The sequence below is a fragment of the Pseudomonas sp. B21-012 genome, assembly GCF_024749305.1.
In the GTDB taxonomy this organism is placed as follows: domain Bacteria; phylum Pseudomonadota; class Gammaproteobacteria; order Pseudomonadales; family Pseudomonadaceae; genus Aquipseudomonas.
The window spans coordinates 4,350,693-4,374,920 of record NZ_CP087197.1; the positions used below are offsets into that span (position 1 = coordinate 4,350,693).

24 protein-coding genes are annotated in these 24,228 nt (G+C 56.0%); 1 reads left to right on the forward strand and 23 read right to left on the reverse strand.

Going from position 1 to position 24,228, the window contains the following annotated elements; translation table 11 throughout:
* The 9 genes from LOY37_RS19845 to LOY37_RS19885 form a co-directional block, all read right to left on the reverse strand.
* Window positions 1-528 (reverse strand): DapH/DapD/GlmU-related protein, encoded by a 528-nt coding sequence (locus LOY37_RS19845; RefSeq protein ID WP_249744408.1) that lies wholly within the window; start codon window positions 526-528, stop codon window positions 1-3.
* On the reverse strand, window positions 525-1,412 hold the full coding sequence (locus tag LOY37_RS19850) for a phytanoyl-CoA dioxygenase family protein (protein WP_213603520.1): 888 nt from the start codon (window positions 1,410-1,412) through the stop codon (window positions 525-527). The genes LOY37_RS19845 and LOY37_RS19850 overlap by 4 nt, the downstream gene beginning before the upstream one ends.
* A 48-nt stretch (window positions 1,413-1,460) precedes the next feature.
* Window positions 1,461-2,519: a pseudaminic acid synthase gene (gene pseI / locus LOY37_RS19855; protein WP_249744407.1), complete on the reverse strand. Its 1,059-nt coding sequence runs from the start codon at window positions 2,517-2,519 to the stop codon at window positions 1,461-1,463.
* Complete coding sequence (gene pseH / locus LOY37_RS19860) at window positions 2,516-3,070, reverse strand: UDP-4-amino-4,6-dideoxy-N-acetyl-beta-L-altrosamine N-acetyltransferase (protein ID WP_249744406.1); 555 nt, start codon at window positions 3,068-3,070, stop codon at window positions 2,516-2,518. The genes pseI and pseH overlap by 4 nt, the downstream gene beginning before the upstream one ends.
* 4 nt (window positions 3,071-3,074) lie before the next feature.
* Window positions 3,075-4,187 carry a UDP-2,4-diacetamido-2,4,6-trideoxy-beta-L-altropyranose hydrolase gene (pseG, locus tag LOY37_RS19865; RefSeq protein WP_258715572.1) on the reverse strand — a complete coding sequence of 371 codons (1,113 nt, stop codon included), beginning with the start codon at window positions 4,185-4,187 and terminating at the stop codon, window positions 3,075-3,077.
* A 90-nt stretch (window positions 4,188-4,277) separates the two neighbouring features.
* Window positions 4,278-4,964, reverse strand: coding sequence for a pseudaminic acid cytidylyltransferase (gene pseF, locus LOY37_RS19870; protein ID WP_258715573.1), 687 nt, complete (start codon window positions 4,962-4,964; stop codon window positions 4,278-4,280).
* Window positions 4,961-6,121: a UDP-4-amino-4,6-dideoxy-N-acetyl-beta-L-altrosamine transaminase gene (pseC, locus tag LOY37_RS19875; protein WP_045195345.1), complete on the reverse strand. Its 1,161-nt coding sequence runs from the start codon at window positions 6,119-6,121 to the stop codon at window positions 4,961-4,963. The genes pseF and pseC overlap by 4 nt, the downstream gene beginning before the upstream one ends.
* A gap of 3 nt (window positions 6,122-6,124) precedes the next feature.
* Window positions 6,125-7,123 carry a UDP-N-acetylglucosamine 4,6-dehydratase (inverting) gene (gene pseB / locus LOY37_RS19880; protein WP_045195347.1) on the reverse strand — a complete coding sequence of 333 codons (999 nt, stop codon included), beginning with the start codon at window positions 7,121-7,123 and terminating at the stop codon, window positions 6,125-6,127.
* 181 nt (window positions 7,124-7,304) lie between these two features.
* Window positions 7,305-8,615, reverse strand: a complete 1,311-nt coding sequence (locus LOY37_RS19885; protein ID WP_258715574.1) for a Wzz/FepE/Etk N-terminal domain-containing protein — start codon at window positions 8,613-8,615, stop codon at window positions 7,305-7,307.
* A gap of 4 nt (window positions 8,616-8,619) precedes the next feature.
* Between LOY37_RS19885 and LOY37_RS19890 the strand changes: the two genes are divergently transcribed.
* On the forward strand, window positions 8,620-8,946 hold the full coding sequence (locus tag LOY37_RS19890; RefSeq protein WP_258715575.1) for a hypothetical protein: 327 nt from the start codon (window positions 8,620-8,622) through the stop codon (window positions 8,944-8,946).
* Between the two features lies 1 nt (window position 8,947).
* On the opposite strand, the gene LOY37_RS19895 is transcribed toward LOY37_RS19890, so the two are convergent.
* The 14 genes from LOY37_RS19895 to rffA form a co-directional block, all read right to left on the reverse strand.
* Entirely contained in the window at window positions 8,948-9,505 is a 558-nt protein-coding gene (locus tag LOY37_RS19895) for an O-acetyltransferase (RefSeq protein ID WP_093380442.1), read from the reverse strand.
* Window positions 9,506-9,603: 98 nt separating this feature from the next.
* Window positions 9,604-11,607, reverse strand: coding sequence for a nucleoside-diphosphate sugar epimerase/dehydratase (locus tag LOY37_RS19900; RefSeq protein WP_045195352.1), 2,004 nt, complete (start codon window positions 11,605-11,607; stop codon window positions 9,604-9,606).
* 133 nt (window positions 11,608-11,740) lie between these two features.
* Window positions 11,741-12,334: a sugar transferase gene (locus tag LOY37_RS19905; RefSeq protein ID WP_045195354.1), complete on the reverse strand. Its 594-nt coding sequence runs from the start codon at window positions 12,332-12,334 to the stop codon at window positions 11,741-11,743.
* Complete coding sequence (locus LOY37_RS19910) at window positions 12,327-13,490, reverse strand: DegT/DnrJ/EryC1/StrS aminotransferase family protein (RefSeq protein ID WP_258715576.1); 1,164 nt, start codon at window positions 13,488-13,490, stop codon at window positions 12,327-12,329. Before LOY37_RS19910 ends, LOY37_RS19905 begins: the two co-directional genes overlap by 8 nt.
* A gap of 4 nt (window positions 13,491-13,494) precedes the next feature.
* On the reverse strand, window positions 13,495-13,920 hold the full coding sequence (locus LOY37_RS19915) for an N-acetyltransferase (RefSeq protein WP_258715577.1): 426 nt from the start codon (window positions 13,918-13,920) through the stop codon (window positions 13,495-13,497).
* A 190-nt stretch (window positions 13,921-14,110) separates the two neighbouring features.
* Window positions 14,111-15,304 (reverse strand): glycosyltransferase family 4 protein, encoded by a 1,194-nt coding sequence (locus tag LOY37_RS19920; protein WP_258607689.1) that lies wholly within the window; start codon window positions 15,302-15,304, stop codon window positions 14,111-14,113.
* A 59-nt stretch (window positions 15,305-15,363) separates the two neighbouring features.
* Window positions 15,364-16,767 carry a mannose-1-phosphate guanylyltransferase/mannose-6-phosphate isomerase gene (locus LOY37_RS19925; protein ID WP_258715578.1) on the reverse strand — a complete coding sequence of 468 codons (1,404 nt, stop codon included), beginning with the start codon at window positions 16,765-16,767 and terminating at the stop codon, window positions 15,364-15,366.
* Window positions 16,764-17,813, reverse strand: a complete 1,050-nt coding sequence (locus LOY37_RS19930) for an EpsG family protein (RefSeq protein WP_258715579.1) — start codon at window positions 17,811-17,813, stop codon at window positions 16,764-16,766. Before LOY37_RS19930 ends, LOY37_RS19925 begins: the two co-directional genes overlap by 4 nt.
* A 69-nt stretch (window positions 17,814-17,882) precedes the next feature.
* Entirely contained in the window at window positions 17,883-18,350 is a 468-nt protein-coding gene (locus tag LOY37_RS19935) for a GDP-mannose mannosyl hydrolase (RefSeq protein WP_045195367.1), read from the reverse strand.
* Complete coding sequence (locus LOY37_RS19940; protein ID WP_258715580.1) at window positions 18,350-19,315, reverse strand: GDP-L-fucose synthase; 966 nt, start codon at window positions 19,313-19,315, stop codon at window positions 18,350-18,352. The genes LOY37_RS19935 and LOY37_RS19940 overlap by 1 nt, the downstream gene beginning before the upstream one ends.
* 2 nt (window positions 19,316-19,317) lie before the next feature.
* The gene (gmd, locus tag LOY37_RS19945) at window positions 19,318-20,439 is read right to left on the reverse strand and encodes a GDP-mannose 4,6-dehydratase (protein WP_045195372.1); all 1,122 of its coding nucleotides are present in this window, start codon (window positions 20,437-20,439) and stop codon (window positions 19,318-19,320) included.
* A 15-nt stretch (window positions 20,440-20,454) separates the two neighbouring features.
* On the reverse strand, window positions 20,455-21,789 hold the full coding sequence (locus LOY37_RS19950) for a glycosyltransferase (RefSeq protein WP_258715581.1): 1,335 nt from the start codon (window positions 21,787-21,789) through the stop codon (window positions 20,455-20,457).
* On the reverse strand, window positions 21,786-23,039 hold the full coding sequence (locus LOY37_RS19955; RefSeq protein WP_082075407.1) for an O-antigen translocase: 1,254 nt from the start codon (window positions 23,037-23,039) through the stop codon (window positions 21,786-21,788). The genes LOY37_RS19950 and LOY37_RS19955 overlap by 4 nt, the downstream gene beginning before the upstream one ends.
* Window positions 23,036-24,175, reverse strand: a complete 1,140-nt coding sequence (gene rffA, locus LOY37_RS19960) for a dTDP-4-amino-4,6-dideoxygalactose transaminase (protein WP_258717214.1) — start codon at window positions 24,173-24,175, stop codon at window positions 23,036-23,038. The genes LOY37_RS19955 and rffA overlap by 4 nt, the downstream gene beginning before the upstream one ends.
* Window positions 24,176-24,228: the final 53 nt, after the last annotated feature.

Here is a 24,228-nt window from a genome sequence, read left to right on the forward strand (position 1 = left end):
TCAGTAGCTTTCTTTCCGCTCGATAAACCTGAATCCCGATCCGACTACGATCGAGTTTTCCGGGACACTTTTGCTGACCACGACGCCGGCACCAATCACTGAGTTACGGCCAATGGTTACCCCGGCCAGTACGATGCAATGCGCGCCCAGCCAGACCCCGTCTTCGATACAGACCGGCTTCGAGACATGCTGATAGGGCAACGGACCATTGATATCCAGGGAGGCCGTTTCAATATGCACACCCTGGGAAAGGCGCACTTCATTACCCAGGTGCACAGGTGATTTTGCCCCGATAACGCAATCGGGACTGATCATGACCCGGCCATGAAACTTGATGTTCTCGGGGTACTTCAGGACGACACTCCAGTGACAGTTGCTACCGCGTGGAATATCGGCGACAGCCCTGATTTTGACAAAGGTCCAGAACCGTCCCAGCAGATCAACTACATGAATCATCGCGCGCACCAGCGCCCTGACCAACGACAGTCGGAAAAAGCTTTCAAACAAGCGCTTCAGCGTGCCTTTCATTTGACGTACAACCGATTGATATAATTATCCAGGGGCGCACCCAGCTCGACGCTTACCGGTGCATATTCGTAAATACCTATGGGATGCAGTGAATACTGCGCCTGAAACAGCAACCGTGGCTTATGCGTCGGCAGTTGCCCCTTGTGCAGGCCAAAGGTGTTTTCCAGGAAGGCACTGCCCTGCTCTCCGGTAAAGTACTTGATCCCGTCTTGACCAAAGGCCTCGATCACTTCTGAATCGCTGTAACGTCGGATCTTGTTGAAACCATCATGTTTGTGACTGCCCGGCACGAAGACGTGGGGACCGGCGCCTTCGTCGACATCTGAAAGGTAGATAAACAACTTGATGAAACGCAGGTCATCAACATCGCGGTGAAAGCACTCGGCCTCTTGTGGGGTGTCATGACCGGGGTAAGACCACCACACGCTGAGGTTCGACAATGTCGGTTTGGCGCCCAGCCAGTTCTCAACAATCGCCAGCACGCGACTGTCGTTGGCCCATTTCAACGCCCATGGCGACTGCGCGATATCGGAATTGAGGAATGGCGCGGTATGGCAATCTGCAGGCGGATGCGCGGGATCGAACAACCCCGACGCCGCATTCCAGCGGTCGAATGCCTGCTTGTCCTGGAAGTATTCCTTCATCTGGGCAACCTGGTCGGAGGTGACCAGGTCGTCGAGCATGACATAACCGTTGCGGCCCAGTTCGCCCAGTTCATGTTGCGGCAATGGGCTCGAAGAAGACTTGGCTGGAAGTCGCTTGCAGGCCACCTCGGAAAGCGCTTCGCGGTGACCAGGCCTGGTGATCAGGCGCTGGGTAAAAAAGGCCAGCCGACGAAACGGATAGACCCTTCCGACAATCTTCTTCAATGTACTCCCAGCCATTTTCAACTCCTTGAACTACGGGTTCGAGCCCAGCGTGCACCGGGTTATTCAGTCAACATCGAGAGAGGCAAAATCGACAGGTGTGTTTTCCAGCACCGCAGTCTTTACTCGCTTGCCAACAACGTCATCGAAGTATTTCGGTGCAACACCACGCCCTGGACGGACGCTGCGGATCGCATCGGCGGTAACCACATCACCTGCGGCCAGTGACTTGACGAAGTAGAGCGAGCGACGGAACTGCACATTGCCCTGCTCGCTGGATTTGCGCGCGTAGTTGACGTCACCCAGTGCCGCCCATGCGGTTTTGCTGTCCTGACACAGCGCCTTGAGCTCCAGTGGCTCCAGCGAGAAACTGTCGTCCGGTCCTCCACCCTTGCGATCCAGGGTGAAATGCTTCTCGACGATCGAAGCGCCCAAGGTAACGGCGGCAATCGCAGTGGTGTTGTCCAGGGTGTGATCGGAAAGCCCGGTGACCAAACCAAAACGGCGAACCATGTCGGGAATGGTGCGCAAGTTGTATTCCGCAGCCGGCGCCGGATAGCCGCTGACACAATGAAGAATTGCCAGCTCCTTGCAGCCGCCCTCACGCGCGGCCTCGATCGCTTCGCTGATCTCTTCGGCATCGGCCATGCCGGTAGAAATGATCATGGGTTTGCCAGTGCCAGCCACATATTTGATCAATGGCAGGTCGATTGCCTCGAAGGAGGCAATCTTGTAAGCCGGGGCATTCAGGCTTTCCAGCAAGTCGACGGCAGTAAAGTCAAAGGGCGAACTGAAAATGGTGATACCCAGTTTGCGGGCATGCTCGAACAACGGCTGGTGCCACTCCCAGGGCATCTGCGCCTCCAGATAGAGGTCGTACAGGGTACGGCCATCCCACAGCCCCCCGTGAATGCGGAACTCTTCAGCATCGCTGTTCAGCGTGATGGTATCTGCGGTGTAGGTTTGCAGCTTGACCGCATCGGCGCCGGCTTTCTTCGCTTCCTCGATGATCCTCATTGCTGTTTCGAGCTTGCCATTATGGTTGGCAGACAGCTCGGCAATGATGTAAGGCGCATGCGCGGCACCGATTGCCCGCCCTGCAATGGATATCATCGGATTCATCATTGGCCTCGAATTAATTTGTTCAGTTTTTCTTGCATGACATCACGGTGCATATCCCACTCACGGGACAGCAGCGCCAGCCTGTATATATCGACGTACGCGTCGTCCACACGGTGCTGCTCGCGAAAAATGCCTTCCACCTGGAAGGCGAACTTCTGGTGAAGCTTGATGACGGCACTGTTGAATGCCAGCACCTCGCAATTGAGCTTGTTCAGCTGCAGCACGTTGAACGCATGCTCCAGCGCGAGAAACTCCATACGGCTGCCAGTGCCCTTGGCGGCATCCGGGGCGGCATAGAACGCCCAGCTGGCATTGGCGCTGTGGGTGTCGATGTCGGTGAAGCCGACAATCCCCGCAGCCCCCCCCTGCCACTCGTACATGAAGTACTGCTGGTCCTGGCGCTGCTGCAAGCGTTGCCACCATGCCAGGTGTTCCTGCTCGCTGATTACATGCCGGGTGTACATGTTGGCCCGCACGGCGGGTGCGTTTCGCCACTCAAGCATCAGGCCGACTTCGTCAGCCTCGATATTTCGCAGTTTTCCAAATGCCTGCACGTGTTCAATCCTTTTCCGATTCAGCCATAACCTGCGCGACGACCCGGCAGCCGGAGCCGTCGACAATCTTTCGTGCCTGCTGGCTCATTTGTTCCAACATGGACGGATCCCCACTCGCCTGTTCCAGATACCGGGCAAGGTCGCGGCCCAAAGTCTCATCCAGCGCCAGCGTCAACACGGCGCCGGTAGCTGCCAGTTGTCGGGCGGCAAATACCTGGTTTTCCGCCAGCACAACCATCAGCGTCGGCAAACCCAGGCAGCAACGCTCCCATGAGGTTGCACCGGCCGCACCGATAGCAAGGTCAGAGGCAGCCATCAGCTCTGCCATGTTGCTGACATTGGTCTTGACCTCGGTGCTGAATGGCAGGGTCCGGGCTTGGGCACGAACCTGTTCGAGCCAGGGCGCGGTAGCCCCCATCACTACGGTTACCCGGGAGATAGTGGCCAGGGAAAGCGTTTCCAGGACCGATAAAATGCGTCCCGTGACGTTGTCCTTATCGACGCCACCCATGGTGATCAACACGTTCCTGAGGGCAAATGCCGCCCGGCGCTGCAGGCTATCGCCCCGCAACGCGGAAAAATCCGGTCGCAGCAATGCATGCTGTACACCGCACAGTAACCTGCAGTGCGCAGGCACCCATCGGCAATAATCCTGAGGCGAACGTCCCAACGACTGATCAAGCAACAGGTCGCACTGATGGGCTCGATCGGCTAGGTCGTCTATGACCATCAACTTGCGGGACAACCCCGCAAGACTGCCCTCCCATTGCTGGTCCAGAGCGTAATGATCAACAACCAGCCAGTCCGGCCTGATGCTTTCAAGCAGCGCAGCACACGCAGCCGCATCCTCTGCCTGGCTGGCCCCCAGCCAATAACCGTAGATTCCGCGGTCCGCCCCCGGATTGCCGGCAATGCCGGTCACCACTTGCAGCGGATGGACCTGATAGCCGCGGGACCTGATCTGCTCGATCAGATTCCCGGTATGCGCCCGGCAAATGAAGTGACAGTGCGCGCCCTGTGCGGTCAGCTCATCGGCCAGGGTCAGGCAGCGCATGACATGCCCGATGCCAATCTCGACGGAGGCGTCTGCACGGAACACAACTTTCAATCGATCCACCCGCCTACCTCAATGATCTTACGCAGCATCACAACAACCCTGGCAACTTACCCTGAAAGCCCTTTCGCGACTCCTGAGCCGGATCAAGGTTTACCGGTTCATTTCCCGGAACATCCATTCAGCCCGAACCCAATCTTCAAGCGTGTCGATATCCTGGACCCTGTGGCCTGGCAGCACTACCGGTACCGAGCCGGCCCCAAACACGGGCTTGCCCAACCGCCAGGCCTGCGTACGCCCCCAATAGAACTGGCCAGCGTCATGAAAGGTTTCCTGTAGATCTTGCGAGCGGGTATTGAATTGCTCCGGATAGATCATTTCAATCCGGCCCTGGGTGTTGATCCGTACTGCCCGCTGGACAGGAAATGCATAGCGGGTAACGGCAAAGGCAAAATCGCATTGTTCACGGATCAAGGCGTCGAGCCCTGCCTGCAAATCCTCGGGCCTTACAAAGGGTGCCGTTGCGTAAAGGCAGCACAGGTAATCGATCTGCTGCCCGTCCTGTTCGAACCACTCAATGGCATGCTGAATCACCGGCACTGTGCCGCTGTGATCGTCAGCCAGTTGCGCGGGACGGATAAATGGCACCTGTGCCCCGGACTGGCGGGCCACCTCGGCGATCTCCAGATCGTCGGTCGAGACGATCACCCGGTCAAAAACACCGCTATTGAGGGCGGCCTCGATCGACCAGGCGATCATCGGCTTGCCGCAGAACATCTTGATGTTCTTGCGCGCAATACGCTTGCTGCCGCCACGGGCGGGAATGACCGCCAGTTTCATGCCTGCAAGGCCTTGGTCAGTGCAGCGACGACCACGTCCTGCTGAGACTCGCTCATGGTCTGGAACATCGGGATGCTGATGGCGTCCCGGTAATAGGCTTCAGCTTCAGGGAAATCGCCGCGGGCAAACCCCATGGCGGTGTAGTAAGGCTGGGTATGTACCGGAATGTAGTGAAGATTGACTCCGATACCCTGCTCACGCAACGACTCGAAAACCTGGCGATGGGTCTTGTCGATCTTGTCCAGTTGCAGGCGAATCACATACAGGTGCAATCCGGAATAACTGTCTGGATGCTGCCACGGCAGGGTCAGCGGTAATGCTGCCAGCAGTTCATTGTAGCGCGCCGCCAGCTCATGCCGGCGAGCGATGAACTGATCGAGGCGCTGCATCTGGCTCACACCCAAGGCCGCCTGCAGTTCGGTCATGCGGTAGTTGAAACCCAGATCGATCTGCTGGTAGTACCAGGGCCCATCAGCTTCATGGGTCATCTGTTGCGGGTCGCGGGTGATGCCATGGCTGCGCAGCAAGGCCATCTTTTGTGCCAATGCGTCGTCGTTGGTGACCGCCATACCGCCTTCGGCGGTGGTGATGATCTTCACCGGATGGAAGCTGAACACAGTAATGTCACTGTACTTGCCGTTACCGATGAACTCGCCCTGGTATTGGCCACCAATGGCATGCGAGGCATCTTCGATGACTTTGAATCCGTATCGCACGGCCAACGCATGGATCGCCTGCATGTCGCAGGGCTGACCACAAAGATGCACCGGGACCACAACCTTGGGCAGCGTCCCCGCTTGCTCCGCCAGCTCCAACTTGCGCGCCAGGGCTTGTGGGCAGAGGTTATAGGTGCGTGGGTCGATGTCCACGAAATCGACCTGCGCCCCACAGTACAAGGCGCAGTTTGCCGATGCGACAAAAGTAACCGGGGTAGTCCACAAACGATCACCAGGCCCCAGCCCCAGGGCCAGGCAGGCAACATGCAATGCCGACGTTGCACTATTGAGCGCAAGTGCGTGACGCGCGCCTACATGCTGTGCAACCCGCTGCTCGAACTCCGGCACCATTGGGCCCTGAGTGAGAAAGTCGGACTGCAGGACGCTGACGACAGCGTCGATATCAGCCTGGCTGATGTCCTGGCGACCATAAGGGATCATGGCTCAGATGCTCCCGATTTTTTCTTTGTTGATGGTGATCCACTCTTGCAGATCGGCATCACTCATCCACTCCGTGTTGTTGTCACTGGCGTAGACGAAACCTTCCGGCACTTTCTTGCCGTCCTTGATGCGCTTCTCGCAGTTGGCCCAGTCATTGATGACCGGCAGGATCTTGAAGTGCTCGGCATACTCGTAGGTGTAATAAGCGTCTTCAGCACTGATCATCTGTTCATGCAGTTTCTCGCCCGGGCGGATACCGACGACTTTCTGCCGAGCCTCGGGAGCGACAACCCGTGCCAGGTCGGTCACCTTCATGGACGGGATCTTCTTCACATAGATTTCGCCGCCTTCCATATCTTCGAAAGCATGCCAGACCAGTTCCACGCCCTCTTCCAGGGAGATCATGAAGCGCGTCATACGCTCATCGGTGATCGGCAACTCACCCTTGTCCTTGATCGACATGAAGAACGGGATGACCGAACCACGCGAGCCCATCACGTTGCCGTAACGGACCACCGACATGCGCGTGTCATGGCCGCCAGCGTAGGAGTTACCGGCAACAAACAGCTTGTCGGAAGCCAGTTTAGTGGCGCCGTACAGGTTAACCGGGCTGCTGGCCTTGTCGGTGGACAACGCCACGACCCGCTTCACGCCCTTGTCGATGCAGGCGTCGATCAGGTTCATTGCACCATTGATGTTGGTCTTGATGCATTCGAACGGGTTGTACTCCGCAGTCGGAACAATCTTCGTTGCCGCCGCGTGCACCACGTAATCGACGCCATCCAGCGCCCGGTACAGACGATCCTTGTCACGCACGTCACCAATGAAGAAGCGCACGCGGGAATCACCTTCGAATTTCTTCGCCATGTCCCACTGCTTCATTTCATCACGCGAGAAGATGATGATCTTCTTGGGGTTGTACTTGGCCAGTGTCATCGGCACGAACGTGTTGCCGAAGGAGCCGGTACCACCGGTGATGAGAATGGTCTTGTTAGTGAACATGTAACGCGTCCCTATGTAAAATCTGACCAGTTGGTCTTGATGAACTGAATAATGCTGGCCGCGGCCCTTCAAGAAAGCCGTCTGCCGTGCACATTAACTTGAGAAGTAACCATGCCCCTTTCACGGAGCCAGGCAGCGGACCTGCCCGCAGCCCGTACAAGGGCTGCGAACCTGTGTTGACTTACTGGGGATTGCCCAATGGCTCGCCGCCCTTTGCCACCTTCGTCATCCGCAAGACGACAAAGTAACGAATGATCGCCAGCAACACCCCCAACATCCCCCCCACGGCCAGGCCCGCTAGAATCATCAGCGACTTTTTCGGCCAGACAGGTTTGAGTGGTTCCAGCGCGTACTGGTCAATGGTGACCAGATTCAAGCGCATCACATCGATATCGAGCTTTTTCAAGCGGGCCATTTCAGAACGCAACGGTTCGATGTTCTGCAAGAACACATCTTCGTTCTCACGCTGTTTCAATGATTCGATCCGGCGATTGTTCTTCAGCAGCATGAGTTCTTTGCCGATCTGCGCCACCCGCGGGTCGGTGAAGTCATCGGAAGTTCGCTGACGGAGGGCCTTGCGCTCGGCCTCCAGGGCATCGGTACCCATGAAGTACAGCGGGATCTGCTGGTTATTGACCTCAGTACGGATCACATTGCCACCAGACTCGCCTTCGCTGGCCATGGCCGAAGGGGTAGACGGCTTCTTCAAGCCCAGCGAACGGGCGATGCTGATGGCTTCATCCAGCTGGGCGATTCGGTCGGCGCGGCGCGCCTTGAGCTGAACGCGCAGTGCCCGAAGTTCATCTTGCAGTTGCGCGCGCGTGAGATTGTCCTTCTCCAGCAGCGTGGCAATTTGTGACTCCTTGCCTGCTTCATATCCGGCACGGGCTGCGTCGAGCTTGCCATCCAGTTCGTTCAAGCGGTTCCTGATAATGACCGACAAGTCCGAGGCCACTTGCTGGCGCTCGCTTTCAATGGCGTATTTAACGAAACCGTTGAGGATCTCGTCACCGTCGACATTCTTTGGATAGCGCAACTCCATGCCAATGTAGGCGCTGAGCAGGTCAACCTTCTTTTTGGGGTCCGGCTGCACCAGCTTGATGGAATTGCGGTTGAACTCTTCGAAAGCTTGTTCGTCGGTCTGGCCAGGCATGCGCAAAGGAGCGAAAAGCTGAGGATTGGCGCGGAAGTAACCCAGGCGCACATCGTAGGAATCAAGCGCGGCGCCGACGCGGGTGAGCGCCTGCTCACGCGGCAGCGAGTAAACACCAGAGCGGTTCAGGGCATCCAGATCGTTGAGCGCAGCAGGGCGCAGCGTGGTGCCGACCTGATACTCGGGAGTGGTGAGGAAGGCATAGGCTCCCGCCGCCGCCCCAACTGCCAGAGTGACAGCAACGATCAGAAATTTCTGCTTCCAGAGGCTTTGAACCACGGCAAAAAAATCGATATCGCTACTTTGGCTTACGGGGGGTATACGGGAAATGCTGGTCACGCACATGCCTGCCTGGTCGAGTAACAATGGCTCCAACGACAAGCGAGGTGTCACCAAAATCCTGGTAAGCAGCGCTCCCTGCCCCATTGACTCGATCCCGGAGAAACTTCCCTGTCATCAGACGAGAAAGGCGCGCATTGTGACAGTTTATGCAAAGGCAAACCACTCTCTGGCCAATCTTTGTAGGAAAAGTTCCCGACCAAAAGGTCGCAAAGCCCAGCAAAATAGGCACTTTTTCGGGTTTGCCCGTCAGAAACAGACGAACGGCGGGCAAGGTATTCCAGCACAATTGATCGACAATATCCTGGCGCGCCAGGGCGGCGCGTTTTGACTCAGGGTGTCGACAGGTACTGCGTTTCCAACTCGAGCAGGCCCTTGTTGCGATTCTTGATTCGCTTGGCCGGGATTCCGAAATAGATACCCCAGGCTTCAGTGGATTTGGTCACCAGGGTCATCGCCCCGACAGAACAGCCATCCTCGACGTTGACTCCGGGCACTACGATCGAGGAGGTGCCGATGATCACGTGACGACCAAGTCGGACCGCGGCCTTGGTTTCGCCCTTGAACTGCGCGGGGACCGTGGGATTGGTCATGGTCTTGCCGGAATAGTCATCGGACTGGGCAAATACATGACAGCCATAGGCCAGGCCGGAAAAATCTTCCAGGGTGATACCTGGCTCGCCCCCGGCAACATTGCAGAAAACGGCGATATGCACATTGCGACCGATCGACACCTTACCGGAGACGACACAGAAATCGTCAATTCGGGAGTTATCGCCAATCTCGATCTGGTCGCAGTTGTAAATAGAGGCCTTGTCACTGATCAGTACGTTGGAACCCAGTTTCTTGAACCCTTTTGACGCCAGTTCAGCAGGTGTAAGGAATGCCATTAACGCCTCACCGTTTTATACGCTTCACGAAGAGCCACCCTATCAACACTCCCAGATGAAGACAAGGCAGCGCGCGGCTCACAATTTAATGGTACAGATCACGGATCCAGGCGGCGCTGCTGATAGATCCAGTCGACAATTTCACCGTCCGGCGTATAGCCACTAACGGTTTCACGCAGCAACTGGCGAACCCGCCCGTAGTCATCACCGGCAACCGCCGCCAGTAACCGGTGCAGACGCTCCTTGAGCGTCTCCCAAGGCAGATGATCTTCGGCAGCGCTCATGATCATCGGGTGTCGGGTAGCAACGACGTTGTCACCGATCAGCAATTCTTCATAGAGTTTCTCGCCTGGACGCAGCCCGGTGAACTCAATAGCAATATCGCCGTGCGGATTCTTTTCAGAACGCACGCTTAGCCCGGAAAGGTGGATCATTTTTTCCGCGAGTTCGGCAATGCGGACCGGCTCGCCCATGTCCAGCACGAACACATCCCCACCCTGCCCCATGGAGCCAGCCTGGATAACCAACTGGGCCGCCTCGGGGATGGTCATGAAGTAGCGAGTGATCTTCGGGTGGGTGACCGTCAGTGGCCCGCCCGCTTTGATCTGCTTGTGGAACAACGGAATCACCGAGCCTGACGAGCCCAGCACGTTGCCGAACCGCACCATGGTAAAACGCGTCTTGTTGACCTGGGAGACTTTGTCCGAGTCACCAAACAGAACTGGCGCGAGCTCCTGGCTGAGCGCCTGCAGGGTCATTTCCGCCAGACGCTTGGTACTGCCCATGATATTGGTGGGACGAACCGCCTTGTCCGTGGAGATAAGGACAAAGTTGGCAACTCCGGCCTGCAATGCGCTTTGCGCCGTATTGAGCGTGCCGATGACGTTGTTCAACACGCCTTCGGCGATATTGTGCTCAACCATGGGAACATGCTTGTAGGCTGCAGCGTGATACACCGTATCGACACTCCAGGTCTTCATGACATCCAGCAACTGCGCCTGATTACGGATGGAGCCAAGAATAGGCAAGACCCTTACCGGCAACGAAGACCTGCTGATGGTCTGCTCCAGCTCGCTGAGAATGGTGTAGAGGTTGAACTCACTGTGCTCGAACAACAGCAAGGTAGTAGGTTGCGACTTGAGGATCTGCCGGCACAGCTCCGAACCGATCGAACCACCGGCCCCGGTCACCATTACCGACTGCCCCTTGATGCAACGTTCGATCAGGTCATCCTGTGCCGGAACCGCGTCGCGGCCCAGCAGGTCGGCGATATCCACTTCCTGGATATCATCGACCTTGACCCGGCCACTGGCCAGATCCATGAAGCCGGGCACACTACGCACATGCAGCGGGAAGCCTTCCAGGTAACTGAGTATCTCCCGCCGGCGCGCGCGCGTGGCAGACGGAATGGCCAGGAGAATCTCCTGGGCGCCAGTCATATCGACCATGCGCTGGATATGCTTGGACTTGAAAACCTGCAGACCGGAAATCGTCCGGTCAGTGATACTGGCGTCATCATCGATGAATGCAACCGGACGCATCACCTTGCCCATGCGCAACGCGGCCACGAGCTGGTTGCCCGCAGCCCCGGCACCGTAGATGGCTACCTTGGGCAAACCATCGTCACGGTTGGTAAAAGGTACATTCTGAATGCCCGCGAACCAGTCACCGAGAAAATATTGACGCATGGCCAGGCGCAAGCCTCCGACCATGATCAGACTCAGCCACCAATAGTTGAACACGATCGAACGGGGGATCACGACTTGATGGTTGCTGTACCAGTAAACCGCTACGCCCAGTATCAGCGAGGACAGGCTCACCGCCTTGATAATGGTCACCAGCGCATCGTTGCCGAAGTAGCGCATCACCGCACGGTACATGCCGAAACGGATAAACAGCGGAATGGCAATCAACGGCGCGGTAACAAATATCCACAGGTGCGTGGTGAAAGGGTTGATGGCTTCTTCAATACCCAGGCGAACGACAAACGCCATCCACAGCGCAATCCAGACCAGTACCACGTCTGCCGCGACTTGAATCAACCGTTTGTAACGGCGCGGCAATGAAACCAGCCAGAGCCGTAGCCTATCGTATTTCACCATCTTCAAACTCCACTACGCCTGAGCCGACACTGCCATTGCTGCAGCATTCCATGTTCATACACCCCGTTCCCGGCGCTCCCAGCGGTGGCAACAATTCATCACCACCCTGTGATTTACCAGAGTAACGGCTACCTCATCGAGAAACGATCTTTGCAAGTGTGGCAAAAATGATCTTGATATCGGTCACCACACCATGTTGCTCGACATACTCCAGATAGTACTTCTGCTTGATTGGCAGAATTACATCAATATAGGCCTGCCGAGGATCCGGGTACTGGCCCAGGATCAAACTTTCATCAACCATCTCGATGGATGCCCGATCAGTGATCCCTGGGCGCACCGAGAGCACTTTGCGGCGCACCGATTCTTCATAGCAGTTCATGAATTCTGGTACTTCCGGGCGCGGTCCGACCAGGCTCATGTCCCCCAGCAACACGTCAATGAGCTGCGGCAGCTCATCGATCTTGGTGCGGCGCAAAAAACGACCCGAACGGGTGATGCGCGAATCTTCGCCGATGGTCAGACGCCCGGCACTTTCCGCGTGTAGCTTCATGGTCCGGAATTTATGAATCCTGAACAGATTGCCGAAACGTCCAACACGCTCCTGTCGAAAGAATACCGGCCCGGGCGAATCCAGCTTGACCCACAGAAAAATCGCCAACAACAACGGCGACAGCACCAGGAGACCCAGCGCAGCACAGACAATGTCAAAGAGCCGCTTAAGCATTGGCCAACACCGATCGCACCGCCGCAATCACACGTTCCTGGTCGGCTTCGGTCATCTTGGTGTAGAGCGGGATCGAAACCTCCTGCTGGAACAGGCTCTGGGCTACCGGGAACTGCTCGGGACTCAGGGCACAGCTTTCACGCCAGTAGGGTTGCAGGTGCAGCGGAATGAAATGCACCGAGCAACCAATGCCCAGTTCGGCCATCTTGATGATGAAGTCGTCGCGCTTGATATTTGCCTCTGCGCGCAGACGCAGCGGGAACAGATGCCATGCATGCATGTCGCCAGCAGCGGCCACTGGCGGCAACACCAATGGCAAATCGCTCAGCGCCTCAAGGTAACGCTCGGCCATGGCCTGACGCTTGAGTTGGAAGCCTTCAAGACGACGCAACTGGTGAATGCCCATGGCGGCGGCGACGTCGCTCATGTTGTATTTGAAACCGGGAGCGACAATTTCGTAGAACCAGGCCGGCGTCTTCGACACATAACGATCGAAGGCATCGCGACTGATACCGTGCAGGCGCATGATCCGGCAGCGCTTGGCCAGTTCCGCATTGCGGGTCACCAGCATGCCGCCTTCACCGGTGGTCATGGTTTTGTTGGCGTAGAAACTGAACACTGTGATATCGGACTCGAGGGTACCGATCTTGCTGCCTTTCCAGGTGGTTGGCAGTGCATGCGCAGCATCTTCCACCACCTTCAGGCCATGGCGACGGGCAATCTGCAAAATCGCATCCATGTCACAGCTCAGTCCGGCGAAGTGCACAGGCATGATCGCACGGGTCTTTTCGGTAATCGCCGCCTCGATCGCCGCCGGATCGATATTGAAGGTCTCTTCCAGCACATCCACGATAACCGGCGTGCCGCCCAGATACCGGACAACTTCGGCAGTTGCCGTGAAGGTATAGGACGGCAGAATGACTTCATCGCCTGGGCCGATACCAATGGCTTCCAGCGCCAGGTGCAGCCCGGCGGTTGCCGAGTTCACGGCAATGCTTTCAACATCACCACCAAGAAAACTGGAAAAGTCCGCTTCGAATTGCTTGGCTTTTGGCCCGGTGGTCACCCAGCCGGAACGCAGGGTGTCGACAACTTCATTGATTTCCTCTTCACCCAGTTCAGGAAGAGCGAAGGGCAGGAACGGAGTATTCTGCATAGGTTCACCGCAAGCGTTTGATGTAACGGTTCATGATGCGATTGCCACTTTTCTTCAGCGTGGACTCCAGCACATAACCATTGCGTTGATAAAAACCGTTGACCTCGACATTGGCATCGCGATCAGTTGTCAGGTACACAAAAGCGGCGCCGGATTCGGCAGCCCACGCCTCTACTTCTTGCAGCAGTTGCCTGCCCACACCCTGCCCCTGCGCCTGCGGCGACACCGAAATGGTGCTCAGCAGCACCGCATTCTCGGCATCGAGACTCTCGACCTGATCGCCTCGATAAAACACCGCCGCCCATAATTTTTTGGCGACGAACAACGGGTTCTTCAGCAGGCTCGGCAAGGCGCGCAAGGCAAATGCCAGCCAATGCTTGGCAAACAGGTCCTTGTAGAACAGCGATGGCTGGCGAATGGCAACCGCCAACCCCTTGGGCGCCCGGCCTGCCGAATCATCAGAGGCAAGGATGCAGGCGCACTGTTCGGACTGCAGGTAATGGGTGTAGAGCAAGGCCAGGAACTTCGGCCCCAACTGACTGAGAAAAAAGCCTGGAAACGCCTGAACATGCAAGTCGGCAAATGCCTGGACCTGAGCACTGTCAACCAACCTAACCCGTTCAAGCTTCATAGACATCCTCAACAATTGCCTTCAGTTTGGGCACTGCTCGCTCAGCCGAGTAAAACTCCTGGGCGTATTCACGACCGTTGCGTCCCATTGCGGCCAGACGCTCAGATGAGGCATTGAGCAAATAGTTCATCCCCTCCAGCACTGCCGCATTGGTACGCACACCAATGGTATGGCCCGCATCCGATTTGCCCAGCTCGATTGCCGACTCGCTGCGCTCATCGGCCAGCAACAGAATGGGCCGGCCAGCCAGCATATAGGTGATCAGCTTGGAAGGCACTGAGGCGAACTCCTGACCTGCGGCGGTTGGCAGCAACAAAGCATCTGCGGCACCGAACACTGCCGGAGTCAGTTCGAACGGCCAAGGCGAAAGGAAGTGGCAACGGGACTCCAGACCGCGGGCCTGTAGCAACCGCTTGAGCTCCGGCACCAGCGATCCGTCACCTGCAAACAGGAACACTGCCCGTGGATCGACGCCATCCAGATAACCCATGAACTCATCCAGGCCGGAAGCGACGCCCATATTGCCGCCATACACGAAAAGAAACTGCTCAGGCGCCAGGCGCAAGCCCATCACCTTCTCAAGCTCCGCTCGCGCCTGCTCCTTGGGTAAGGCCTGAATCTGACTGCCTTGTACCCAGTTTCTGACAAGCGTCACCTTCGATGGATCGATTTTTCGCGTCTCGGTATAAGCACGATGGAATCCATCGGAAATCACCACCAAGTGATCGCAGTTACGCGCGATGAGCGTATCAAGCTTGAGCAGGCCGCGATAAATGCCGCCGGTTTCCTCGATACGCTTTTGCACGGCCAAGGACTCCGGATACAGGTCCTGCACACTGGCGACCACCTTGATGCCCTTGAGCCTGGCCGCCATCAGCAGCAGGCCGAGGGAGAACAACGGCCACACGTTGGCGTAGATCACATCAACCTTGCGCTGACGCAAGATGAAGAAAAATACTGACAACCCGAAAGAGATGTTCTCCAGAAATCGTGAGACGAAGCTGGATTTTTTCGAAGAAAAGGCAAACAGGCGTGACACCGGAAACGGCATGTTCAAACCGGCGATCTTCTCATCCAGCCCTTCGGCGGCGACGTTGCGGGTTGGTGTCGGACATGCCACCAGCACCTCATGCCCTTGGGCATGCAGGTACTGGGCGACATCAGCACTGGTTCTGGCACTCACCACCGGCTCGGGCGGAAAAACACAACTCGCAACTAAGACTTTCAACCGCAACCCCTCGCTTACGCCCGCCCGTAGATATCTTCGAAACGAACAATGTCGTCTTCACCCAGATAGGAACCCGATTGCACCTCGATCAGCTCGAGGGGCACTTTTCCTGGGTTCTCCAGGGCATGCACCTGACCGATAGGAATATAGGTCGACTGGTTTTCGGTCACCAGATAGGTTTCCTTGCCATTGGTGACCTTCGCCGTACCGCTGACCACGATCCAGTGCTCGGCACGGTGATGATGCATCTGCACCGACAGCTTGGCGCCCGGCTTTACAGTGATACGCTTGACCTGGTAGCGATGCCCCTGGTCTATGGCCTCGTAGCTACCCCACGGGCGATACACTTCGCTGTTGCAATGAAACTCCTGGCGCTGCTGGGCCTTGAGGTTCTCAACGATTTTCTTGACCCCCTGGACCTTGTCCTTGTGCGCTACCAGCAGAGCATCCTTGGTCTCAACGATGATCAGGTCGCGGACCCCTACGGCAGCCACCAGGCGGCTGGTCGACTTGATGTAGCTGTGCTCCACTTCATCAGCCATGACATCGCCGCTGACGACGTTGCCACTTTCATCCTTCTGGCCAACATCCCACAAGGCGGACCAGGAACCGATATCGTTCCAGCCGGCATTCATTGGCACTACTACCGCATCGGCAGTCTTTTCCATGACGGCGTAGTCGATGGAGTCGCTCGGGCAGCGTGCAAAGGCCTCGGCACCGACGCGGGTGAAATGCAGATCACGGGAACTTTGCTCCAGGGCTTCGGCGCAACAAGCATGGATCTGCGGAGCAAACGCCTTGACCTCGTCAAGCAGACGGCTTGCCTTGAACAGAAACATACCGCTGTTCCACAGGAACTTCTTGCTGGCCAGATAGCGTTGGGCGGTGGCCAGGTCTGGCTTTTCGACAAACCGTGCAATCGCATACCCAGCACCCACGGCCGGCCCCTGTTCGATATAGCCGTAGCCGGTTTCCGGAGACAGCGGCTGGATGCCGAAGGTGACTAGCTTGCCTGCCTGAGCCAGCGGCAATGCGCTGCGAACGCACTGCTGGAAAACTTCGGCATCACTGATCAAATGATCTGCCGCCAGTACCAACAGGAGCGGATCCTGACCGTCCTGTACGGCCTTCAGGGCAGCAAGCGTAATAGCAGCGGCGGTGTTGCGCGCCACAGGCTCGAGAAGTAGCTCGCAATCATCGAAACCCAACTGGCGCATCTGTTCCGCGGCAACGAAACGATGGGCTTCGTTGCAGATGATTTGCGGCTTCAGATCGGTAAGACCGGACAGGCGCTCGACCGTCACCTGGAGCATGGTGTGCTCATCTGCCAGTGACAGGAATTGCTTCGGGTTGAGCTCACGGGACATTGGCCACAAACGCGACCCGGAGCCGCCAGCCATCACAATAGGTAAAATCATAAGCCACCCAGGACCGAAGTATACGGTTGCACAAAGCCTAGGACTTGCAACACATAGATGATTTGGAATGTTGATACTGCGAGCATCCCTGCAGCGCCGACAACGCGACCAAACAGAATGGCGTACGCAAGCAGCGAGAATACCATGAAATGATTGAAAATATCCGATATCCGGTAGGCCACAACCTGGGCATCGTGCAACGCCAGCAAGATCAGCAAGCCACTTAGATGGAGGATCACCGAGTAAGCAATAAAGGGCTGTTGGCGCTGTATACGAGCAAACATAAAGACCAACGGCGATAACAGCGCAAAATGAAATATCGCCCGAAAAAAGTTGATCGAACCACCCTGACCACTAAGAATATTATTAATATAAAAGTCGAGCCTAGGGTTCTCCAGCAGCGACAAGAGCTGTAAAAACCCTTTAAGCACACTGATGTCCAGCAAGTAGAGTGCAAACAGCGCGCAGCAACACAAATACATATAAAATACCGTACGCACCCCGGCTGCGCGGAGCAACATAAAGGGCAGAAACAGAATGGCCGAATAATGAAATAACACGGCCCCACACAAGACCGCCAGACTTTTCGACCACTGCCCGTTAAACACCAGGTAAGCTGAACACATCACCAAGCCGGTGGCCACACCGATACGAATCTGCGTGAAGTCCTGCAGCAAGAAGAAGTAAGACAGGTAAATTGCAACACTCAACCAACGATACGGTGTTGCCCGCTCCATCACATAAAATTTGCTACCGACGCCCAAAACCGCGTAAAAAACAAACAGCAGTATCGCTGAACCCGTCAGTAGCGAAGACAGCTTCGCCAGAACGAAAAAAGTTGGCTCGACAAAAAACGGCCCAAATTCACCAGAAACAATACCTGCATAATAATCAAGGTAGTTCCCGTGATCGTCCGATACCCCGGGCGCCTGGAAGGCACACATGGCAATCAGCAAGCCGGCCAAGCCCCAGTAGCAAAGCTTGCGCTTGCCACCCAGCAACGAGAGTAGCGCCGAAACCATGAAAGGCAGATAGTAGAAAAGCATACGACGCAACCCTAGACAGAACCCCGAGCGACCATGTGAAACAGAGCAACTGCCCGCTTCGCTTAACCCTCAGCCCTGATCGAAATAGTCCAAGACATGCTGATGCACGCGCAACGAAGTTGTGCGCACGTCGACCCAGCGATATTCAGCATGCTGTTCACGTGGCAGGCTTTCAAGTGCCGAATCTGCCAGTAACAGGGTATAGGCGAGTACCACATAGTGAGTGCCCGAATCGTGCTCATCTGCCGAAAAGTAACTATCGCGGTAGAAGTGTTCGTACACACCGCGAAACGTCGCGCTCGCCATTAACAGTTGCACCCCGAGCTCGGAGTGACTGATGCGGCGAAACGCCTGTTCCAGTGACTCGTTCTTGCGCACCCGCCCCCCGGGGGTAAACCAGTATCCCTGGGCGGGACGATTCAAACGCTCGCCCAGAAGCACTTGCCCGTGCTCATTCAACACGAGCAGGTCAATCGCTATCAGAGGCGTATGCATGACGACTGTGCGGAATGCATCCGCCTGCAGATAGCCGGCCATTAGCGTCTGGCCGAACTTTCGTGATCGACAAACCACTGATAGGCATCGACCAGGCCATCTTCGAGACTGATAGAGGCCTGCCAGCCGAGGTTCTTCAAACGAGAGACGTCCAGCAGCTTTCTTGGCGTGCCATCAGGCTTGCTGGCATCAAAGCCAAGACGCCCCTGATAACCGGTCACTCGACAAATGGTTTCAGCCAGCTCACGAATAGTGCAGTCGACGCCTGTCCCCACGTTAATGTGTGACAAGGTCGGCTGGGTATGTTGCTGATACACCTGCGACTCCATGTTCATGACATGCAGGCAGGCCGCCGCCATATCATCTACGTGCAGAAACTCGCGCATCGGTGTGCCGCTGCCCCAGATGACCACCTCCTGGTCACCCCGCACCTTGGCCTCATGAAAACGACGAATCAGCGCCGGAATCACATGGCTGTTTTGCGGATGATAGTTGTCATGAGGACCGTACAGGTTGGTCGGCATGACACTGCGGTAATCCACCCCATACTGGCGGTTGTAACTTTCACACAGCTTGATACCGGCAATCTTGGCGATGGCGTAAGGCTCGTTGGTAGGCTCCAGTACGCCAGTCAACAACGCTCGCTCTTCAATTGGTTGCTCAGCGAACTTTGGATAGATACACGAAGACCCGAGAAACAGCAGCTTTTTTACGCCGCTGGCGTACGCGCCCTGAATGATGTTGGCCTCAATCATCAGGTTTTCATAAATGAACTGAGCTGGGTATTCATTGTTGGCATGAATACCCCCTACCTTGGCCGCTGCCAGGTAAACCTGATCGATCTGCTGCTCGGCAAAGAACGCACTGACCTGGCGCTGATCCAGCAGGTCGAGCTCTTCCCGGGTTCGCGTAACGATGTTGGTGTAGCCCTGCTGCCTCAATGCACGCATCAATGCCGAGCCGACCATACCGCGGTCACCGGCAACGAAAACCGTTTCTTTGCTCACGATTAACGCTCCACCGCTACATGCACGTCATGACCATGGGACTTGAGCAGCGCGTGGCGCTGGGCCACCTTGAGATCTTCGCTGACCATTTCCGCACACATTTCCTGAACGGTAATTTCCGGCACCCAGCCCAGCTTCTCTTTTGCCTTGGCTGGATCGCCCAGCAAAGTTTCTACTTCCGCAGGACGGAAGTAGCGCGGGTCGACACGCACGATGACATCGCCAACCTTCAGCGCTGGCGCCTTGTCACCTTCGATGGCGGAAACGATCGCAACCTCATCAACACCCGTGCCTTCGAAGCGCAACGAGACACCCAACTCCGCTGCTGACCACTCGACGAACTGGCGAACCGAGTACTGCACACCCGTAGCAATGACGAAGTCATCAGCAACTTCCTGCTGCAGCATCATCCACTGCATGCGAACGTAGTCCTTGGCATGCCCCCAGTCACGCAGCGCGTCCATGTTGCCCAGATACAGGCAATCTTCCAGCCCCTGACTGATATTGGCCAAGGCACGGGTAATCTTGCGGGTCACGAAAGTCTCGCCGCGACGCGGCGACTCGTGGTTGAAGAGAATACCGTTACAGGCATACATACCGTAGGCTTCACGGTAGTTGACCGTGATCCAGTAGGCATACATCTTCGCCACCGCATAGGGCGAGCGCGGATAGAACGGCGTGGTTTCACGCTGCGGCGTCTCTTGGACGAGGCCATACAGCTCAGAGGTCGACGCCTGATAGAAGCGGGTTTTCTTTTCCAGGCCGAGCAAGCGAATGGCTTCGAGAATCCGCAGGGTACCCAAGGCATCGACATCCGCGGTGTACTCAGGCGACTCAAAACTTACCGCAACATGAGACTGGGCGCCCAGGTTGTAGACTTCATCAGGCTGAACTTCCTTGATGATGCGGGTCAAGTTGGAAGCGTCGGAAAGATCACCGTAGTGCAAAACGAAATTCTGATTGGCAACATGTGGATCCTGATAGATATGGTCCACACGCTGGGTATTGAATGAAGAAGCCCGGCGCTTGATTCCGTGAACTTCGTAACCTTTTTCCAGCAGCAATTCGGCGAGATAAGAACCGTCTTGCCCGGTAACGCCAGTAATTAAAGCTTTCTTTTTCATTTCAATTATCCAGTTCTATATTTCAGCCGAAATCAAATCAGAAACCCTGTCAGCCCAGTGCAGATGGCTGAACACACGCGCTGCGCGCTCGTGAATGACGCCGGGTTGCTCGAGATCAGGCGCTTGCGCCCGGTAAACACTGAGGATACGTGCTGCCATTTGCCGGACATCAAGCCGGTCGACGATAAAACCATTGCGACCTTCTTCCACGAGCTCCGTGGCGATGCCGACATCAAATGCCACTACGGGTACGCCACACATTAGCGCTTCCCCTACCATCATAGGGCCAGCATCTTCGATTGACGTACTGACAAACAGATCAGCCTTACGATAAAGCGCCGCCAACGCGGCATCGCCTTGACAGTAGTCGAATTGGATCACTTTAACACGCTCAAGACCCAGATGAGAGAAGCGATCCGGCGCCAGGCACAGGAGACCAATCTCCTCCCCCGCGAGCAACTGCTGCTCCAGACAGACGAGCACTAGGGAGAGGTATTCAAAACCCTTGCGCGGGTCGTCAGCATCATTGGCATTGGTAAGCATCCGGAACTGCACCGAACGCTCCGGAGCACGCTGCGCCAGTTCTGGCTTGAACAGGTCGGCGTCCAGCGGCAGCGACAACAGCTGATGGTCAGCATATTGAATGGCAGAGCGCTTTCCGGCCTCATGAATGCGCTGGCTACCCGACAATAATGTCGCCTTCATCTGCAGAATATTCACCGACTTGGCGCGCAACTGATAAGCCGCATAATTTTTCTGGCGCTGATCGAGCGCCGGACAATCAGAGCAATCGACCTGGAAACCCGTGCACTGCCAGTAGTAGTGGCAGCCACCGGTCAGGTGCGCCATGTCCATTGAGGTGTAATACACCTTGCAACCAGTTTTTCTCTGGATCCGCAGGACATCGAAGCTGTTGGCAAAGCCCGCAACCCAGTGCACAAAGAGCACATCTGCCGAGGTAATACGCTGAACCAGCTCGGGATTGATGCCTTGAACCGCGGACTCGCCGACAGAAAAGAACAGGTACTTTCTTTTTGCCGAAAATCGCTCGCGAGCGACAAAGTGGGCCCGCACCCTGGAGAACACTTTTGATGGCAAGTGCTTCCTGGCAAACGCCTTGATGCGGACCTTGAACAGTTCGCTCACCACCCGCGTTACCGCCGGCACGGTATGGGACGATCGGGATTCAGCCACAAACAATTGCGAGTCGTGCCCGGCTGCCAGCAAGGACGCGTGAAAGCGCAAAGCCGCACTGCCGGCACCACCAAAATCATTGGTAGACAAGTGAATGACCCTGGCACTGAGCGCTTGCTGCGCCCGCTCGGACGCACCGGTTTCCTTGAGACTCAACGCTGCTTCCTCATATAAACCCGCAAACCGATCAAGCAAATAACGAAGTACAGGATATAAGTAACAACGTATGCTTGCATAACACTTTCAACGCCCACCTGAGCGCGACTCATCAGCCAGGCACCCAACAAAAACAAACCGCCCTGGAGCACCTCGGCAATAATATATAACTTCGTTGCCGCCTTCGCCACGGCGATAAAACCGATTACATAGGCCGATATTTTGAAAAAGTCCCCCAGCAACTGATAAATAATCAGGTCGGCCAGCGGGCTAAACTCTTCGGAAAAAATAAGCTTTATGAAGAACGTTCGCCCCAAGTACAGCGTCCCCGCACCAAGGACAAAAATAGCCTGAACCAGATACAGGTGCCGGAGTGTCATCTTCACCACGACAGTACTGTTCTGTTCAGGGGAAATCCGTGGCACAAAATAGAAGGCCAGGAACATGGTAAAGAAACCCAGGTACGCCGCAGAAAAGCGAATCGCCGCCTGCCAGATCCCCGCATCGTGATAGCCCACCTGGGAAATCAACATGCTGCGCACAGTGATTTCTACCAGCGGGAATGCCAGCGTGCTGACCACCAGCATTGTGGTATAGGCAAACAATTGCCGGAACGACAGCCCATCAATCTTGAATAGGCGAATCCGCCCCCAAAAAGGTGAGCGACGGTAAAAGTACAGTGCTGGTAGCGCGCACAAGGATGAAGCCAGAACGATGGAAACCCCGGCCCCATACTCCAGATAACGGGAGATACAGAACCATAACAAAGGGACCGCCAGGACGTTGCCAAGAATCTGGCTGTAGGCGAAGACGTGGGTTACACGCAAGCCATTGGTGACACCGAAAACAACATTTGCAAACGCCAGTGCCAACTGGGCAATGGCCAGCAGAATGATGATCGACTGATAGTCATCGACACCAAATACAAACAGTGAAAGCGGCCGTGAAAGCACTATCCCCGCAATACAAACCAACAGGGAGAATAACAGGGCATAGGTGACCGCAGCCGAAATGAAACGCAGCAGTTTCCTGGGCGTCTGGTGGTACTCAGAACAGTACTTGACCAACGCATTGATGATGCCGCCTCCGGAAAGAATCGTCAGCACACTGACAACACTCATCAGGTGCCCGAGCTTACCCACGCCCTCCGGACCAAGATAAACAGCCATGACCTTAAGAAGGATGAAGCCCATGAGCACTTTCGATGCATGGGCGCCACCCGTGAACAGGGCTGAACGGACAGCACTCATTGAATTGAACTCAGCCCCTCGAGCGCTGCATCAATGACGGTAGCCACCATGGCATCCGTCATGTTGAACCACACCGGAAGGCGAACCAGTCGTTCACTGTCACGAGTCGTTACTACGTCATCACCGACAAACCTGCCGAACTGCTGGCCTGCAGGGCTGGCATGCAGAGGGATATAGTGGAATGGCGTCAAGATTTCGCGCTGACGCATATGGCTGATGAACTGCGCACGCTGGTCGAGCGACTGGAGTTTCAGGTAGTACATATGGCCATTGTGCTCGCAGCCCTCCGGAACCTGAGGACGCTGAACCAGCCCATGCAATTCCGAAGCCGCAAAGGCCTGGTGATACATATCCCAGATTTGCAGTCGACGGGCATTGATCTCTTTCGATTTTTCCAACTGCGCATAGAGGTAAGCAGCCTGCAACTCACCCGGCAAGAAACTTGAGCCAATGTCACGCCACGTGTACTTGTCGACCTGCCCACGAAAGAACTGCGAGCGGTTCGTACCTTTCTCACGAATGACTTCTGCACGTAAAACAAAGCGCTCGTCATTAATCAGCAGCAAGCCCCCCTCACCACCGCTGGTATAGTTCTTGGTCTCGTGAAAGCTGTAAGCCGCCAAATGCCCGATGGTGCCCAGCGGCCGTCCTTTGTAGGTCGACATCATGCCTTGAGCCGCATCTTCGACAACGAACAGGCCGTGCTTCTCGGCAATGGCCATCAACGTGTCCATTTCGCAGGCAACACCGGCATAGTGCACAGGAACGATCGCTTTTGTTCGTTCGGTAATCGCCTGTTCAACCAAGGTTTCGTCGATATTCATGGTGTCAGCCCGAACATCAACAAAGACAATTTTGGCACCGCGCAAAACAAAGGCGTTGGCGGTACTGACAAAGGTATAGCTTGGCATGATGACTTCATCGCCAGGGCCAATATCCAGAAGCAGTGCTGCCATTTCGAGCGCCTGGGTACAGGACGGCGTTAACAACGTGCGCAAGCAAGCAAAGCTTGTCTCAAACCACTGTTGGCAGCGTTGACTAAACTCGCCATCTCCGGACATTTTATCGCTGCGCATCGCCGCAATAACGTACTGATCTTCCGCACCGGTGTAAGGTGGTTTGTTGAACGGAATCATGCTACACCCTCGAAAATTCGCTTTCAGGCCGCCTTGCTGCACGATAGCAAAGC

What these genes read in the sequence shown, in the direction of transcription:
- LOY37_RS19895 (WP_093380442.1), bottom strand. Translation starts at nt 9,505, where the DNA reads ATGGCATTCCTTACACCTGCTGAACTGGCGTCAAAAGGGTTCAAGAAA.
- LOY37_RS19890 (WP_258715575.1), top strand. Translation starts at nt 8,620, where the DNA reads ATGCCTGCCTGGTCGAGTAACAATGGCTCCAACGACAAGCGAGGTGTC.
- pseI (WP_249744407.1), bottom strand. Translation starts at nt 2,519, where the DNA reads ATGATGAATCCGATGATATCCATTGCAGGGCGGGCAATCGGTGCCGCG.
- LOY37_RS19900 (WP_045195352.1), bottom strand. Translation starts at nt 11,607, where the DNA reads ATGGTGAAATACGATAGGCTACGGCTCTGGCTGGTTTCATTGCCGCGC.
- LOY37_RS19925 (WP_258715578.1), bottom strand. Translation starts at nt 16,767, where the DNA reads ATGATTTTACCTATTGTGATGGCTGGCGGCTCCGGGTCGCGTTTGTGG.
- pseC (WP_045195345.1), bottom strand. Translation starts at nt 6,121, where the DNA reads ATGATCCCTTATGGTCGCCAGGACATCAGCCAGGCTGATATCGACGCT.
- LOY37_RS19935 (WP_045195367.1), bottom strand. Translation starts at nt 18,350, where the DNA reads ATGGCCGGCTATCTGCAGGCGGATGCATTCCGCACAGTCGTCATGCAT.
- gmd (WP_045195372.1), bottom strand. Translation starts at nt 20,439, where the DNA reads ATGAAAAAGAAAGCTTTAATTACTGGCGTTACCGGGCAAGACGGTTCT.
- LOY37_RS19910 (WP_258715576.1), bottom strand. Translation starts at nt 13,490, where the DNA reads ATGCAGAATACTCCGTTCCTGCCCTTCGCTCTTCCTGAACTGGGTGAA.
- LOY37_RS19850 (WP_213603520.1), bottom strand. Translation starts at nt 1,412, where the DNA reads ATGGCTGGGAGTACATTGAAGAAGATTGTCGGAAGGGTCTATCCGTTT.
- LOY37_RS19930 (WP_258715579.1), bottom strand. Translation starts at nt 17,813, where the DNA reads ATGCTTTTCTACTATCTGCCTTTCATGGTTTCGGCGCTACTCTCGTTG.
- LOY37_RS19845 (WP_249744408.1), bottom strand. Translation starts at nt 528, where the DNA reads ATGAAAGGCACGCTGAAGCGCTTGTTTGAAAGCTTTTTCCGACTGTCG.
- LOY37_RS19955 (WP_082075407.1), bottom strand. Translation starts at nt 23,039, where the DNA reads ATGAGTGCTGTCCGTTCAGCCCTGTTCACGGGTGGCGCCCATGCATCG.
- pseB (WP_045195347.1), bottom strand. Translation starts at nt 7,123, where the DNA reads ATGTTCACTAACAAGACCATTCTCATCACCGGTGGTACCGGCTCCTTC.
- pseF (WP_258715573.1), bottom strand. Translation starts at nt 4,964, where the DNA reads ATGAAACTGGCGGTCATTCCCGCCCGTGGCGGCAGCAAGCGTATTGCG.
- rffA (WP_258717214.1), bottom strand. Translation starts at nt 24,175, where the DNA reads ATGATTCCGTTCAACAAACCACCTTACACCGGTGCGGAAGATCAGTAC.
- LOY37_RS19905 (WP_045195354.1), bottom strand. Translation starts at nt 12,334, where the DNA reads ATGCTTAAGCGGCTCTTTGACATTGTCTGTGCTGCGCTGGGTCTCCTG.